Genomic DNA, 13,866 nt, shown 5'->3' on the forward strand with positions numbered 1-13,866 from the left:
CCCCTTACGCGGTCCACAAGTCCACGCCGTGAGTACGGCACTCTTGCACTAGGTTCGTCTTTAGTCCGTCGTCGCCCTGGAAAGCATCTTCTAGGATGACGAGGCGTTCGGGCTCGAGAACAACGAGCGATCGCAGCTGCTCCAGTGTGGGTTTCTTATGTTCATTGAGGTAAGCCATCACTAAGCCATCCGCGACGCTGAAGGCATGTAAACCAGCCACGTCCACGCTCGTGACCTGTTCTGTGAGAGAAAATCCAAGCTTGAGAAGAACCTCAGTTAGTAAGGCCTCTGGGCGGGCATTATCATCAACTGACCCACCCATCTGCGCAAACAAATCGGAAAGGTCATCCACATTCAAAGAAGAGTCAGCACGCCACTTGGTGAAATTTGTATCCACCAGCCTGTACGCACGGAAACCTACATCAAGGGGCTCAGCGCGGATCTCCAGCTTCGATGCTTCCTCCTCTAAGATCTTGGTACCAGCACGGCGAATACGCTCACGGGAAATATCCGCAATTGTTTCAAATCCCTGCTCACGCACTACAGACCCTGTTGGAGTTGGCTCCGGCAGCTGAACAGAGATACAGTGCCGATTGCCGCCATCCTCAGCATTGAGCTGCATAATGGCATGGGCGGTAGTGCCGGAACCAGCGAAAAAGTCAAGGATGAGGTGATTATCGTTGGGGGAAGTCAGCACTTGCAATAATCGTTTTATCAGACGTGTCGGTTTAGGCGTATCAAAGATCGCCGTGGTATGGAACAATGCGCGAATCTCTTTTCGAGCCTCATCATTATGGCCGGCAAACTCATGCGTCCACCATGTACTGGGAACAGTTCCCTGCTGCACCTCGCTTAAATATCTCTTTAATTGCGGTGCTCCAGTGCCGTTCTTACCCCAGTAAATACGATTTTCATCAATATAGCGGTGGAGAGTTTCTTTAGAGAACGCCCAGCATCGTCCAGCTGGCGGGCTGTAAACATCACCTGTATTGGGGTTAGCGATCGGGAAGTCGTTTGCAGCGTTATATGTGCGTACTGAGAGATCACCTGTACGATAGGGTCCTCGACCATCTCCATCATCATACTTGTAAGGCTTATTATTCTCGGCCGTACGCGGAAATAATCCACGCATAAATGCATCTGACCGGCTGAATAGAATAATAAAATCGTGCATATCCGAGAAGCGCTTCGCATCATTTGCTGGAGAGTATTTCTTCTGCCAGCAAATATTTGCATAGAACATATCGGACGAAAAAATTTCTTCCATCACCATGCGTAGCCGGGGTAATTCGTCATCATCAATACTGACGGCAATAACCCCATCCTCCCGCAGCAAATTCTTTGCCAGCTTCAGTCGCGGATACATCATATTGAGCCAGTTCGAGTGGAAACGTCCTGCCGATTCGGTGTTAGTGGAGAGTTTGCCATCACCGTCACGTTGGTCAGTGAGATCCAGGTAAGTGCCGATTGGGTCAGCATAGTTGTCTTCGTATACAAAGTCGTTGCCGGTGTTATACGGAGGGTCAATGTAAATCATCTTGATCTGCCCATAGTAGTGCTTCTGCAGCACTTTGAGTACTTCCAGGTTGTCACCCTCAATGACCACGTTCTGTGTTTTCTCCCAATTCACGGAGTTGTCATGGTCGGGTGCGAGTGTTGCTGTGGTTGGAGTCTGGGCGGCGCGAATTGCCTGTGTCTTTCCTGGCCAGAACAAGCCGAAACGTTCATCCCCTGCAGCGTCTTCGCCGAGGAGCGTTTGCAGGGCTGCAATGTCAATTTTGCCATCGGCAATCACTTCAGGAAATAGCGATGCGAGCTTCTGCGAAGCCTCACTCTGGAAGTTAGGTGAGGAGGCGGGAATTTTGTTGATTTGGTCGCTCATTGTGTACTCCGTTAAACCTTTGGTGAGGGATTGGGATGTCATGGTGGGCAGGTATCAGGCATCGTCGTCTCTACTTTCTCCCATATATTAACATGCCTATTCAATAGCTTTCCCATCATCTGGGGGTAATATCAACCTCGGTAACTCACTCAATCCGTTTATCGACAGACGGATTCATGATCGCTTTCATTACTTACAACAACTGCACTCTCTCCAAAGAAATTATGCGGTTCACCCATCAAGAGGACCCTGTACATACTCGTTATGCCGCGTGCAACCCATCTCCGTGCGCCAACTACGCCATACTTCCCACCTAATGAAAGTAATAAGTATTCTGGAACCCTAATATACAACTAATACATGAGGATGTTTCAGGGGTGATATACCAGAGCTTAAAGCCGGGATGAGGCGTAGTCGGCGTACTCCTGCACACGCTTGCGCGCATCCTTGGTCAGCGCCTTATTCTCCTTCAGGATGCGCCCGGCATTCTCCGCCATAAACTCTAAATACTGCTTATCGCGGGTTTTACGCCAAGCCGTGCGCGCCGCATCCAGCTGCGCAAAATCGCGGGAAATCTGCCGCTGCATGGTGTACCGCACCCACATGAGCACCAGCACCACTCCCAGCGGAATCAAGCACAACCAACTATTCCACAGGGCATAAATACCTATAGCCAACGCGGCGAGCGCCAGTTGAATCGGGGCAATAGAAACAATATCGCTGGAACGCTCGCGCTGGTTCTTCACCAAAGACTCACGGGCGGCCTGCCGAAAAGCATCGCCAAAACTCTCGGGATTGCGCTCTTTATTTGTTGAAGACATTCGCCATCTACCCCGCTTTAACAATCTATAGACGTTGTTTTCGCAAAAAGTTTCACGTGAAACGTAGAATCTACGCACCCAACGAAGAGTCAATAAACTCCCACGCATGATCCACCGAAACCTCGGTTCGCGCCTTCACATCATCCGGGGAATAGCTGAACGACGCCGCATGATCCGCCCACTCATGCATGGGTACATCGTTCCAGGAATCCCCAATCGTGTAGGTTTCATACTCAACCGGTTTCAGGTACTCCACAAGCCACGCCAGCCCGGTCGCCTTCGTGCACCGCGGGGGCACAATATCCAGAAAATCCTGATTCTTGTGACAATCCACTGAATCACCGAACTCCTCAAGAATCCAGCGGTAGGTGCGCTCGCGAGCATCGTCTTCAGGAATCCACAGGGGCACGCCCACATAATCTTGGGTATCAATCTCGGACTCTGCCAGCGGCAGGAACTCGGGCAGAATATTAGTCGAAGACCCCACATTATCCGCCAGACGATAGTCATGGGTTAAAGTCGTGGCAAAAAGAGCGACCCCCGGTTCTTCTTTGAACCGTTCATAGCAGGCGCGCACCACTGACACCGGCAGAGTTTGCGCGTGGAGGATGTTGTACTCGGCATCGGTCACAACCGCGCCGGTGTACAGCACGTTGTAATCGAAGGTTACGCCGGTTTTATCGAGGGCAAGTTTCGTGGCGAAAATACTTTTCCCCGTCGCACACACCGCAAGGTTCCCGGCCTGCTGCCAGCGGTGAATAGCCTGTACATTCGCGGGGTCGATGGTCCGGTCAAAAAGCAGAGTTCCATCCAAGTCGAATGCCATCAGTTTTTTCATGGGATTCCTCAGGTCTGTGCGGTGGCTAAAAATCACGGGATGCGTGCCCGGTACCAGTCTACCGGAGCGCGCATCCCGCAGGGTGGCTAAACAGTCACTAGGGCTTACGAGGGAAGTGACAGGAACCCGAGGTAGGAACCTGCAATACCCACGGCAAAGAGACCGAAAATAATCCAAATGGCGTTAACCCTCTTGCGCAGAAGCCACATGCACAGGAAACACAGGGCCAGTGCGGCGAGCCCGGGCAGCAGCTGATCCATCATCGACTGCACGGTGACCTCAACGTTCTTACCGTTTTGTTCGTATTCCGTGAGCTTGAGCGGAATGTTGATGGTCGTCCACCGGTACACGAGCGACCCCATCACGAACAGGCCCATCACCGAGGCACCCTGCGTGATCTTCTGCAGGGTGTTGCCGCCCGCTTCTCCCACGATTTGGGTACCTTTTTCGTACCCATATTTGAAGCCGTACCAGCGGGTGGCCCACCGAATCGCGGTCATGCCGAAGAAGAAAATCAGCGGTCCCAGAATATTGCCCGCAATAGCGAAGGATGCGCCCACCGCCGCCAGCACGATACGCGCGGTACCCCAGTAAATCGGGTCGCCCACACCCGCGAGCGGACCCATTAGACCAACCTTCACGTTGGTAATGGCGGCATCGTCAATGCCTTCTTTACCGGCTGCCTTTTCGCGCTCCATAGCGGCAGTCACACCCATAATGGAGGATGCGACCCAGGGTTGGGTGTTGAAGAACTCCAGGTGACGGGTGAGTGCTTCCGCCTGATCTTCCTTCTTGGTGTAGAAACGTTTAATCGCGGGTATCATCGACACCGCAAAACCAATGGCCTGCATACGCTCGAAGTTGAAGGAGCCGAGCAGGAAGGTGGAGCGGATGTAGGTATCAATCTTGTCGCGCCTGGTGAGGTCGGGAACCTCTGCGGTTACTTTTTCTTGAGTGTTCTCAGTCATGATTCGCTCCTACTCAAGCTCGTTATCGAGGTCGTCGGCTGGGCGTGCGGCTGCCGGTGCCGCCTCACTCTTATGGAAGATTGGATTCAGCTGGGTATACAGCAGTCCCAGGCACGCTCCGACAATACCGATCGCGACTAGGTTCAGCTGCGCGGGATCTGCCAGGGTTGCGGCGAGGTTGCCGATAGCATCATGGTTGCCGCCGCTGAGCGTGATTTCCTGGGACGCCGGAATAGCGGCTGCCGCGATGAATCCGAGGAAGAAGAATGGCATGAGGGCGCGGGACTTCATCATGTTAATGACCATGGCGAAACCGACCACCGTAATCATGCCGCCAGCGATACGCAGGCCGTTCGTCACCTCAGCAGGAATAGCCTGCAGCCAGTTCTGCAAGGTTTCGGAGTTAATAAGGGCAACCACGGCGGTTGGGACAGCCACACGCAAACCTTGCAGAACCATACCGCTGATATGCATGAGCTCAATACCCCGGAAATTCGCCGTTTGGGCGAACCGGTCGGCTTGATGCTGGAAGAAGACGGTAATAGTTCGCACGAAAATGGTGAGCACCTGCCCGGCTGCTGCAATCGGAATAGCAACGGCGATGCCCTGCGCTTTATCAAGGTGACCGTGAATAACGACGACCGTTGCGATACATGATGCGAGCGCCGCATCGGGTGCCATCGCCGCGCCGACATTCATCCACCCGAGGGCAATGAGTTCGAGCATACCGCCCAAGATAATGCCAGTGGTAGGGTCGCCGAGGGCGAAACCCATGAGGGTACATGCCACTAGGGGACGGTGGAACTGGCGTTCGTCCACCACGGATGCGACACCCGCAATGAACGCCACCACAATGACGAGAATAAATGCGAGGGGACTCATGAGGCGAGACCTTTCTCTTTCAAAATTTTTGCCAGATCGACGGGGTTGTGGTTGGGAAGCTGCTGTACGTACAGCTTGACGCCGCGTTTGAGAAGCTCACGGTATGCGTCGAGGTCTTCTTCGCTCGCGTAGACGGCCTCAGAAAGCTGCGTCATACCGGTTTTGTAGGTTACGCCGCCAACATTGACCTCTGGAATTTCGACGCCTTCGTCTATTAGACGCACCACATCGACCGGGGATTCGAGTACAAACATGGTTTTCATGCCGGTGTACTTGGGGTTGTTGTATACGCGCCCCGCTTTAGCAATATCGAGCACATTGGTTTTGACTCCGGCGGGCGCCACCTGCAGCAGCAGGGTCTTGCGGAGGTTGTCGTGGGCGGCTGCATCTGATGCGGCAATAAAGGTTTGCGGTGCCACATAAGGAACCCAGGTGCCCGCGACCTGCCCGTGAATAAGGCGGGAGTCGATGCGCGTAAAAATAGCATCCATATGCCCGCCTTCAACCTGCTGTTCTGCTGGTATTTCCGGTGCCGCCGGTGTTTCGGCGGGTTTTGCCTCTTGAGAAGGCTTTTCTTCCTGTACCGGTTGGTTGGCTTCTTGGAAGGAGCGAATACCCTTCACGCCCGCCTTATGGGCTTTGGCGACCAGGCCCTTGAGGGTTGCATTTTTGCGACCAGCGCCGCTGATCACTTCGATGAGCATCGGCACGTTGACGCCTGCGACAACATCAATATTTTCGTGTTCTGCCGCGAATCGAGCGCCCGCATTGTAAGGGCTGCCGCCGAAGAGGTCGACGAGAATAAGGGTTTCTTCGGATCCTGTTTCCGCAACGATGCGCGTGTACTCTTCGATCAAATCTTCCGGACCCTGCCCGGGAAGAAATGTCACCGGATACACGTTATCGAGGTTTCCGAGGATCATGCTGGCGGTCTTTAAGAGCGCGGGTGCTGACTCCCCGTGTGCCGCCACGATGATAGTGACCATGATGGTCCTCTCGTTACTACAGAATGTGTGTTGTTTCCGTATTTAAGGGTCTAAACCCTTTGAGAATATCACGGTCAATAACGGTTTTAAATATGGAGAAAAATATAGGAAAAAATACTTCTACATGAGAACCGCTCGGCACATAAATATAGTATATGTGACCTAAACTATGTCGTTCTTAAGGGCATGCTCTAGAGGGCGGCGAGCGTGAAAGGTTATCAGTCGAACAGGGGTAAAAATCTGTTATTTGCTGTACTTTGATGCATTAATAGCGTATATTCTTATATTCCAATATAGGAATATATTGAGTTTTGGAAGGGCTTGCCAGGGTGTAAAGTGCATTCTGACTAAAAATTCTTTTGATTGTGAATAAAACATTAAAATCATGCATTATTTACGATCAAGAGAATTTTTATTGCACGGAGGTGATGATTTTAAATTCTAAGAACCCCACATCTCTTGGGCGAGGCGGTCAATATGAATCGTCAAATATGTGAGCTCATCCTGGCGTAACGGCTGATTGAGCTGCATCTCTAATAGGAGAAGAACCTTTTGTGCGCATGCGAAGGCTTGGGGCGCATCCGCCCGAAGTGCCGCCAAAACACCGGGCTGAGTAATATGCCGTTGTTGTTTATTGTTCTCTCGATCGGCACGTACGAAGAGATAGCGCAGATGGGTGATAAACCGCGCCGCCGACATGGAATTTGTGTCTATCGGCTTACCATACGTTGCTCCGATAACATCAAAAACCTGCGCAAAAACCTCAGTCATGCGGAAAGCCCGCGACATATCGGCCGTCGCAAACTGGGCATTGACGAGGTGTAACGCCAAAGGAATGGCTTCCTGCGGATCTAGGGTGAGATGCAAACGCTCATGTACCAGATCAAGTGCCCGGCGCCCGAACTCAACTTCACGCGGATACAGCAGCGTTACCTCTGGTGCGAGAGGATAATCAACCTGCAGTCCTTCGCGAGCGCGCGCAATAGCATAGTGCAGGTGGTCTGCGAAAGGAATGATGAAGGAGTTCGCGATTTTAATATCGGGGGTATTGCGAACCTTCGTTTCAAGTTCGGAGGCAATGGCAAGAATCTCCGGGGGGATCTCGGAGAGTGACCAGCTGAGCCGTTCGGCGGAAATATCGTGTTCGGGAATGAACGTCTGCTCGACCTTACTCGGATCGACCAGATCGCCCTTGCGTTTACCAAAGGCAAGTCCGCGCCCGATAACTACCGCCTCTTGCCCGTAGGAATCACGGGTGAGGGCGACATTATTGTTATAGATGCGGCTGATGCGCATGCATCCCTCCTTCCGTGTGGGCGGTATCGAAGCTTTCTCAAGATTTTACAGCCCCCTCGCGCTATTTACCGTGAGAAAGCGAATCTATGCGCTCTAAGCTTGCCACCTTTTACCAAAATACGATGCGGTCTTTCTAAAATATGAAGGATATATTCTGCATTTTATGGAGAGATACCGATAGAATGAATAAGTCGGTGCTATAAACACCGTGCAATAATCACTGTTGAAAGAGACTTCTATGCATAACCCTCATCGTTTAGCGATGCCGCTTTCCGCCGCTCTTGTTGCGGTGTTCGCCCTCAGCGCCTGCTCCTCCTCGGTGAGCACTGTGACACCTTCGTCTTCCGCCGCCAGCTCGTCGAGCGCGAGCGCTTCTGCCTCGGAAACTGCATCGCCCAGCGCCTCAGCTTCCAGCAGCACCAGCGCCTCGGCTTCGGCAAGTTCGAGCGCTACCTCAAAAGCCCTGACCGATGATAATAAGGCCGGTAAGCCGCGGCCAACCTCGACATACGGAGACCCCTACCCTGGAGCGACAGTGCATGAGGATGGTTCATGGGAGTATAAGAGCGAGAGCCATACCATGACCACCAAAGCCGACGGCACCTGGGAGTGGACTAATAGTAAAGGCGATAAAGCTAATCTGAATGCCGACGGCACCTGGGAAAGTTTTGACGCACAACGGAACGAGCGGGTTCATGTAAACCCGGATGGCAGCTGGATTCGAGTACGCGAGAGCGGCGATACGGATCTGACTAAAGGTGCTAAGGGCATGGAGGTTAAGGCCGATGGAACGTGGCGCAGCGTAGATTCGTACTCTACCCTCTACGGAACTGCCGACGGCAAGGTCTACCAAGAGAAACCAGGCCAAGAGAAGCGTGAAGTTGGGAAAGAGCTTACCCCTTCGACGGTTCCTGTAAACCCGATTGCTTATGCTGAAGGCGGCGTAGGCGGCAACAGCGTTGTTCCTCTCAAACCGCGTACCCCGCTTAAACCAGGGGAGAAGGCTCAGTAACCCCGAACTTCTCTCGGTAGTATGGTGGCGCATCAAGATTTTTACGGCTGGATGCGCCACCCTTTTTGTGTCTAAAACGCCCTTCTATCTGGAGCTTTGCTGGAAGAAATATGGGAACGTACTCTATATTCGCTGAGTGTTGGAAGAAAACGTGGGGTGTTAGCGGCATCGGGTCTGTCCAAGAACCGTAGACTGAAACTGAAGGTATTTTTAAACACCGCATCAAAGCACCGCATAGACTACATAGCCGTAAGGAAACTTCCGATGAAAATCACTAAGTTCACCCGCATCGTCGTTCCTCTTTTCAACGGATGCGCCCTCATGCTCGCGCTCAGTGCCTGCATGACTGTAGAACGAGCCAACCCGGGTAAATCTGAGGGATCTTCCCCTGTCTCCTCTACATCTTCCTCTGCATCACCCGAGTCTTCTTCCGCTTCCCCCACGACGAACCCAACAGAGGAGAAACAGAAGAATGAAGAACAGAGTCATGAGAAACAGATTGTGGGGCTTACTGACGATAATAAGGCTGGTAAACCCCGCCCGCGCGCTGAACAGAAGTCTCAGAGCTCGTTGGGAAAGAATGTAAAGCTCAAGGACGACGGTTCGTGGACTGTTGAAGAAGGCAGCGGTCAGGATAAATTATCAGTTGTAGTTAATGTCGATGGTACATTCCATGTGAAGCGTGGAACGGGGTCTGACATATATCACGAAATGACGATTAACGCAGATGGATCTTGGGAGAGGATTGAAAAAGTTTCTTCTTCACAGACAAAAACTCGCGTTAATGCTGACGGTACGTGGAGTGTCGAGCGTAAGAGCGATTCATCTTCCCCAGAAAACGTTGAGGCACATGCTGATGGCACGTGGAAGTCTAGCGGATACTCGAATAATAAGGTCATCACGGGAAACCCTGACGGTACAGCCGTGGAAAAGAATACAGAAACCGGGGAGGAAAAATCTATCACACGTGGGGCGCAGAGTGGGGTTACAACTCCTAGGGAATACATGAATAGTATGTACGATATGGGGTTATATATTCCTCAAAATGGTGTTATTCCCCTGAAACCGCGTACGGCTCTGCCTTTGGGAATGCCTGTTAAAGAGGCTGTTCCTGGAACCGATGAATATAAGCATGCTACCGCCGAACTTGAGGGCATACTCCTGACGGATGAGAATAAAGCGGGCAAGCCCCGGCCACGTTCAGAAAAAGACCCCTTCTTCGGTATGGCTAAGGTCAATCCGGATGGTTCGTGGAGCTGGGAATCGCGCGATGGTGACACGACAATACATGTTGCAGCAGACGGCACGTGGACGCAGAAAGATTCTGATAACTCCGGTAATTATGATAAAACTACTGTGTTGTATGCTGACGGCTCATGGGAAATCAAAAATAATACACGCAGCGACGGGGAAGATATTATTCACGTAAACCCTGACGGAAGTTGGCAGAGAAAAGACCGGGACCGAACAGAAGAAGTAAAATCTGATGGCACGTGGCGCACTCAGAGCACCTATGAAACCGTATACAGCACCCCGGACGGCAAAGTATATCGGGAATCGTCATCACGTAAGAGCGAGGTATCTTCGGTAGATAAAGAACGGTATATTTACGTTCCTCCTCAACCAGATTTACTGATTGGTGGAGGTGATGGTCCCGGCGGGGGAGGGGTCATTCCGCTGACCCCGCGTCAGCCCCTGCAGCCCGGTCAGCAGGCTGTGTCTTAACGGAAAATGTTTGTGAAGAAGGTAGAGGGTGGCGCATCCAGATTGTATGGCTGGATGCGCCACCCTTTTGCACACATCATCAAGGGCTCGGAGTTAAATAATATTTGCCTGAAGGTTAAATAATAATTCTATACTCTTCCAAAAATTTCGCGGAATATAAGGGTAAAAACGGGTATTGAGTTAAATAATGGTTTGCGGGCTGTTAAATAATGCAGTCCTTGTCGGTAGTATAGAAGGTATGGAGCCTATTCGTATTCCCCACATCAGTTTTACCTCTGATCTAGCTTCGACCATTATTGAGCTTGAACGAATTCGAACCACTTTGCAGGGGCAGGATCAAACGGACCTGCCACTCTACAGCGACCTGCAAAAGCTTTTTCAAAATCTCTCCAATATTATGTCGGCGCGCATCGAAGGAAATCGCACCACGATGCTGGATGCGCTCCAAGGTGTGCGCGATGGACAGAGCTTTGATGACGGTGTGCGTGAAATCCTCAATCTTGAAAAAGCCAGTGCTTATATTGACGACGTTGTGACTGAAGATTTTGTCTTGACGGAAATGTTTATTCGAGAACTTCACGCGCTCGCAGTCGATGGGCTAGAGCGGGAAGGTGATGCTACCCCTGGAAGTTATCGAAGTTCCGAGGTGCGCATCGCGCAGTCTACGCACCAGCCTCCCGGACCGGAATCCGTACCCGCTGATATGCGCCAGCTTGTTGAGTTTATGAACAAACCCATGAGCCCACAGTATCACCTGCTGCAGGTTGCTATTAGCCACCACAGGTTCGTGTGGATTCATCCTTTCGGGAATAGAAACGGTCGTGTGTCACGGCTCATAACCTATGCGATGCTCGTTAAGCTCGGCTTTACCGCAACACATGGGTATCGAGCGTTGAACCCAACCGTTGTTTTTGGGTCGGATCGTCACGCCTACTATCGGCATTTGGAGACCGCCGATTCGTTACGCGATGATGATCTTGAATCGTGGTGCTTATATGTTTTGCGGGGAATCGAATCCGATGTGAAGAACATTCTTGAATTATCGTCTACCGGTTTTGTGTTGAATGAGCTTTACGGTCCGGTACTTGAAAAGGCTTATCAAAATGCTGTTCTGACAAGTCGTGATGTTGCGGTGCTTCTTCGCATTGCTGAGATGGGTCGGGCTCATGCTAAAGATGTTGAAGACCTTGTGCCTGGGTCTGCAGCGGTTCGCAGTAAATACCTGAAGAAACTAGTCGATCGTGATTTGTTGTATCGGCCCGAGGGGACTCGTCAATACAGTGTACGGGTGCAGGGAAACGATCTGACGATCTATGTGGTGAGGCAACTTGATGAACTCGGGATGCTTCCGCAGATTTTACGTGATGGTATGTAAGATCCTCCGGTAACAGAGTAAATACTGTGTGACCTTGGGTTAAATAATGATTCTGTGCCCTTCCAAAAATTCCCCGAAATATAAGGGTAAAGATGGGTATTGGGTTAAATAATGGTTTGCGGGCTGTTAAATAATGGGCGCTAGAAGGCGTTCGTAGAAGGGTACCTGCGTTTGGCTCCTATGACCGGCAGAAGCGTGTCTTCGGTGGCGAAGACCTGAGGCGGGGTATATTTGATTCTGTAACTTCCCTCATAGTCACCGATAAGGACTTTTAATGCGTAGACTTTCTGTATTTTCTTTGGGCATTGCTCTGGTTTTTGCCCTGGGTGCGTGTTCATCAGGAACCGCATCTTCATCCAATAGTTCCTCGCCCCAAACCTCGCATGCTGTGGCATCATCCTCCGGCTCGAACACCTCGTCTGCTGGGCAGCAGATTGAAGTATCTGAACTTTTGGAGCACCCGGAAAAGGCACGGGGTCTTGATTTTATGCGGGACGTTAAGTTTCCAATCACCTGCCCGAGCCACGAATCCGGCAAAAACCCAGACCTTGAAGCACTCAAGAAAAAGGGCATCAGCGAAAAAGAGATAGCGCTGACTGACGATAACAAAGCAGGTAAGCCCCGCCCCAGATCCACCGAATCTGTGGACAGCAAAGATAAGAAATGGACCACTATCAACGAATCCGATGGGTCATGGATCTACGATAAGCGCGGCGATGAACATGGGGAAGTCAAAGCTGATGGAACCTGGACCATGAAAACAAAGAGCCACAGCGCAGAACTGCATGCTGACGGTTCCTGGCAGGAAATCACCGAAGCTAATTACGGGTATGGAACCCGACAAGAAACATACGTTAACGCGGACGGCACCTATCGGTATATTAAAGACCGGGAAGTAAAAGTCATGACCTGCTCTAACGGCTCATGGATTGAAATATTTCCCCAAGAGATACGGGTGGGAGACCGGGATAAAGAAATACTCACCGAGATCACTGATCGAGGAGAGATTCGGGATGAAGATTTCTCGGATGCCCAAACAGCCACGCCATCCCGCGTTAACGGATATGGCTCTCCCGGCGGCGGTGGTGTTGTGCCGCTTCAGCCTCGTACAGTAGTACCAAGCGGTATTCGCCTCTAAATAATTCCTCATAATGTGGGTGACGTGGACTAATGCGCGTCACCCACTTTTTGTGGACATCCTTGTACTGGCGGGTTAGGAATACTGTGTGCAGGCTGTGTACGGGGCATGTATATTTTATGTTCTACTCGAAAAGTAGCCACTAAACCTACACAGGCGTTTAAATACCGCTACCCTTAACACTATGAGCAGCAAAGCAACCGAAATCGCTAAAAACCTGCCGACCCTTGAACATCCGGACGGCAGCCCTATTCGTGCCCTAGTGGTCGATGATGAGGAGATGCTCAAAGAACTCGTCAGTATGGGCCTGAAGATGATCGGGTGGGAGGTGCAGTCGGCTGGTGATGGACCCGCAGCCTTAGCTATTGCCCGCGATTGGCGCCCCGATGTGCTGGTGCTTGATATTATGATGCCCGGTTTCGACGGTCTGGAACTGTTGGACCGCATCCGGAAGTTTTACCCCGAAGTGCCTTGCCTCTTCTTGACCGCGAAAGATTCGGTGGATAACCGCATCGAAGGGCTTGCCGCCGGTGCCGACGACTATGTGACCAAGCCGTTTTCGATGGAAGAGGTTATGATTCGCCTGCACCGACTGGTGCAGCGTTCGGGTGTTGCCGCTATTGACGATGCCGAACTCGTTGTGGGGGATTTGGTGCTCAACCAAGATACTCGCGAAGTTACACGTGGCGGTGAACCTATCGCTCTCACGGCAACCCAATTCGACCTGTTGCGTTATCTGATGGAGAATGCGAAGCGCGTGGTCTCTAAAAGCCAGATTTTGGATAACGTCTGGAATTACGATTTTGGTGGTCAGGCGAATATTGTGGAACTTTATATTTCGTATCTACGGAAGAAAATTGATGTGGGTCGTGAGCCTATGATCCATACGGTACGTGGTGCTGGCTATGTAATTCGACCGGCAGTTTAAGCCCCTGATTGTGTA

12 protein-coding genes are annotated in these 13,866 nt (G+C 51.5%); 5 read left to right on the forward strand and 7 right to left on the reverse strand.

Going from position 1 to position 13,866, the window contains the following annotated elements:
* Positions 1 to 4: 4 nt before the first annotated feature.
* From HMPREF2609_RS11065 to HMPREF2609_RS01355, 7 genes are all read right to left on the reverse strand, one after another.
* Complete coding sequence (locus HMPREF2609_RS11065) at positions 5 to 1,882, reverse strand: site-specific DNA-methyltransferase (protein ID WP_070534568.1); 1,878 nt, start codon at positions 1,880 to 1,882, stop codon at positions 5 to 7.
* Positions 1,883 to 2,274: 392 nt separating this feature from the next.
* Positions 2,275 to 2,703 carry a hypothetical protein gene (locus tag HMPREF2609_RS01330; RefSeq protein ID WP_048751402.1) on the reverse strand — a complete coding sequence of 143 codons (429 nt, stop codon included), beginning with the start codon at positions 2,701 to 2,703 and terminating at the stop codon, positions 2,275 to 2,277.
* Between the two features lie 70 nt (positions 2,704 to 2,773).
* Positions 2,774 to 3,541 (reverse strand): HAD family hydrolase, encoded by a 768-nt coding sequence (locus HMPREF2609_RS01335; protein ID WP_048755410.1) that lies wholly within the window; start codon positions 3,539 to 3,541, stop codon positions 2,774 to 2,776.
* Positions 3,542 to 3,645: 104 nt separating this feature from the next.
* Positions 3,646 to 4,509 (reverse strand): PTS system mannose/fructose/sorbose family transporter subunit IID, encoded by an 864-nt coding sequence (locus HMPREF2609_RS01340; RefSeq protein ID WP_004005902.1) that lies wholly within the window; start codon positions 4,507 to 4,509, stop codon positions 3,646 to 3,648.
* A 9-nt stretch (positions 4,510 to 4,518) separates the two neighbouring features.
* Positions 4,519 to 5,391, reverse strand: coding sequence for a PTS mannose/fructose/sorbose transporter subunit IIC (locus tag HMPREF2609_RS01345; RefSeq protein WP_070449374.1), 873 nt, complete (start codon positions 5,389 to 5,391; stop codon positions 4,519 to 4,521).
* Positions 5,388 to 6,377 (reverse strand): mannose/fructose/sorbose PTS transporter subunit IIA, encoded by a 990-nt coding sequence (locus HMPREF2609_RS01350; RefSeq protein WP_004005900.1) that lies wholly within the window; start codon positions 6,375 to 6,377, stop codon positions 5,388 to 5,390. The genes HMPREF2609_RS01345 and HMPREF2609_RS01350 overlap by 4 nt, the downstream gene beginning before the upstream one ends.
* Before the next feature lie 441 nt (positions 6,378 to 6,818).
* Positions 6,819 to 7,673 (reverse strand): PRD domain-containing protein, encoded by an 855-nt coding sequence (locus HMPREF2609_RS01355; RefSeq protein ID WP_070534570.1) that lies wholly within the window; start codon positions 7,671 to 7,673, stop codon positions 6,819 to 6,821.
* A 238-nt stretch (positions 7,674 to 7,911) separates the two neighbouring features.
* On the opposite strand from HMPREF2609_RS01355, the gene HMPREF2609_RS01360 reads away from it, so the two are divergent.
* From HMPREF2609_RS01360 to HMPREF2609_RS01380, 5 genes are all read left to right on the forward strand, one after another.
* A complete protein-coding gene (locus HMPREF2609_RS01360; RefSeq protein WP_070534571.1) occupies positions 7,912 to 8,685 on the forward strand; it encodes a hypothetical protein in 774 nt (257 codons plus the stop codon).
* 264 nt (positions 8,686 to 8,949) lie between these two features.
* Entirely contained in the window at positions 8,950 to 10,410 is a 1,461-nt protein-coding gene (locus tag HMPREF2609_RS01365; protein ID WP_070534573.1) for a hypothetical protein, read from the forward strand.
* Between the two features lie 238 nt (positions 10,411 to 10,648).
* Positions 10,649 to 11,785 carry a Fic family protein gene (locus HMPREF2609_RS01370; RefSeq protein WP_070534575.1) on the forward strand — a complete coding sequence of 379 codons (1,137 nt, stop codon included), beginning with the start codon at positions 10,649 to 10,651 and terminating at the stop codon, positions 11,783 to 11,785.
* A gap of 274 nt (positions 11,786 to 12,059) precedes the next feature.
* The gene (locus HMPREF2609_RS01375) at positions 12,060 to 12,923 is read left to right on the forward strand and encodes a hypothetical protein (protein WP_070534577.1); all 864 of its coding nucleotides are present in this window, start codon (positions 12,060 to 12,062) and stop codon (positions 12,921 to 12,923) included.
* Between the two features lie 184 nt (positions 12,924 to 13,107).
* A complete protein-coding gene (locus HMPREF2609_RS01380) occupies positions 13,108 to 13,851 on the forward strand; it encodes a response regulator transcription factor (protein WP_004005894.1) in 744 nt (247 codons plus the stop codon).
* The last annotated feature ends 15 nt before the right edge of the window (positions 13,852 to 13,866 follow it).

The sequence above is a fragment of the Rothia sp. HMSC058E10 genome (assembly GCF_001809415.1).
Taxonomy (GTDB): Bacteria; Actinomycetota; Actinomycetes; order Actinomycetales; family Micrococcaceae; genus Rothia; species Rothia dentocariosa.

What these genes read in the sequence shown, in the direction of transcription:
- HMPREF2609_RS01380 (WP_004005894.1), top strand. Translation starts at nt 13,108, where the DNA reads ATGAGCAGCAAAGCAACCGAAATCGCTAAAAACCTGCCGACCCTTGAA.
- HMPREF2609_RS01340 (WP_004005902.1), bottom strand. Translation starts at nt 4,509, where the DNA reads ATGACTGAGAACACTCAAGAAAAAGTAACCGCAGAGGTTCCCGACCTC.
- HMPREF2609_RS01370 (WP_070534575.1), top strand. Translation starts at nt 10,649, where the DNA reads ATGGAGCCTATTCGTATTCCCCACATCAGTTTTACCTCTGATCTAGCT.
- HMPREF2609_RS01375 (WP_070534577.1), top strand. Translation starts at nt 12,060, where the DNA reads ATGCGTAGACTTTCTGTATTTTCTTTGGGCATTGCTCTGGTTTTTGCC.
- HMPREF2609_RS01365 (WP_070534573.1), top strand. Translation starts at nt 8,950, where the DNA reads ATGAAAATCACTAAGTTCACCCGCATCGTCGTTCCTCTTTTCAACGGA.
- HMPREF2609_RS11065 (WP_070534568.1), bottom strand. Translation starts at nt 1,882, where the DNA reads ATGAGCGACCAAATCAACAAAATTCCCGCCTCCTCACCTAACTTCCAG.
- HMPREF2609_RS01330 (WP_048751402.1), bottom strand. Translation starts at nt 2,703, where the DNA reads ATGTCTTCAACAAATAAAGAGCGCAATCCCGAGAGTTTTGGCGATGCT.
- HMPREF2609_RS01350 (WP_004005900.1), bottom strand. Translation starts at nt 6,377, where the DNA reads ATGGTCACTATCATCGTGGCGGCACACGGGGAGTCAGCACCCGCGCTC.
- HMPREF2609_RS01355 (WP_070534570.1), bottom strand. Translation starts at nt 7,673, where the DNA reads ATGCGCATCAGCCGCATCTATAACAATAATGTCGCCCTCACCCGTGAT.
- HMPREF2609_RS01345 (WP_070449374.1), bottom strand. Translation starts at nt 5,391, where the DNA reads ATGAGTCCCCTCGCATTTATTCTCGTCATTGTGGTGGCGTTCATTGCG.
- HMPREF2609_RS01360 (WP_070534571.1), top strand. Translation starts at nt 7,912, where the DNA reads ATGCATAACCCTCATCGTTTAGCGATGCCGCTTTCCGCCGCTCTTGTT.
- HMPREF2609_RS01335 (WP_048755410.1), bottom strand. Translation starts at nt 3,541, where the DNA reads ATGAAAAAACTGATGGCATTCGACTTGGATGGAACTCTGCTTTTTGAC.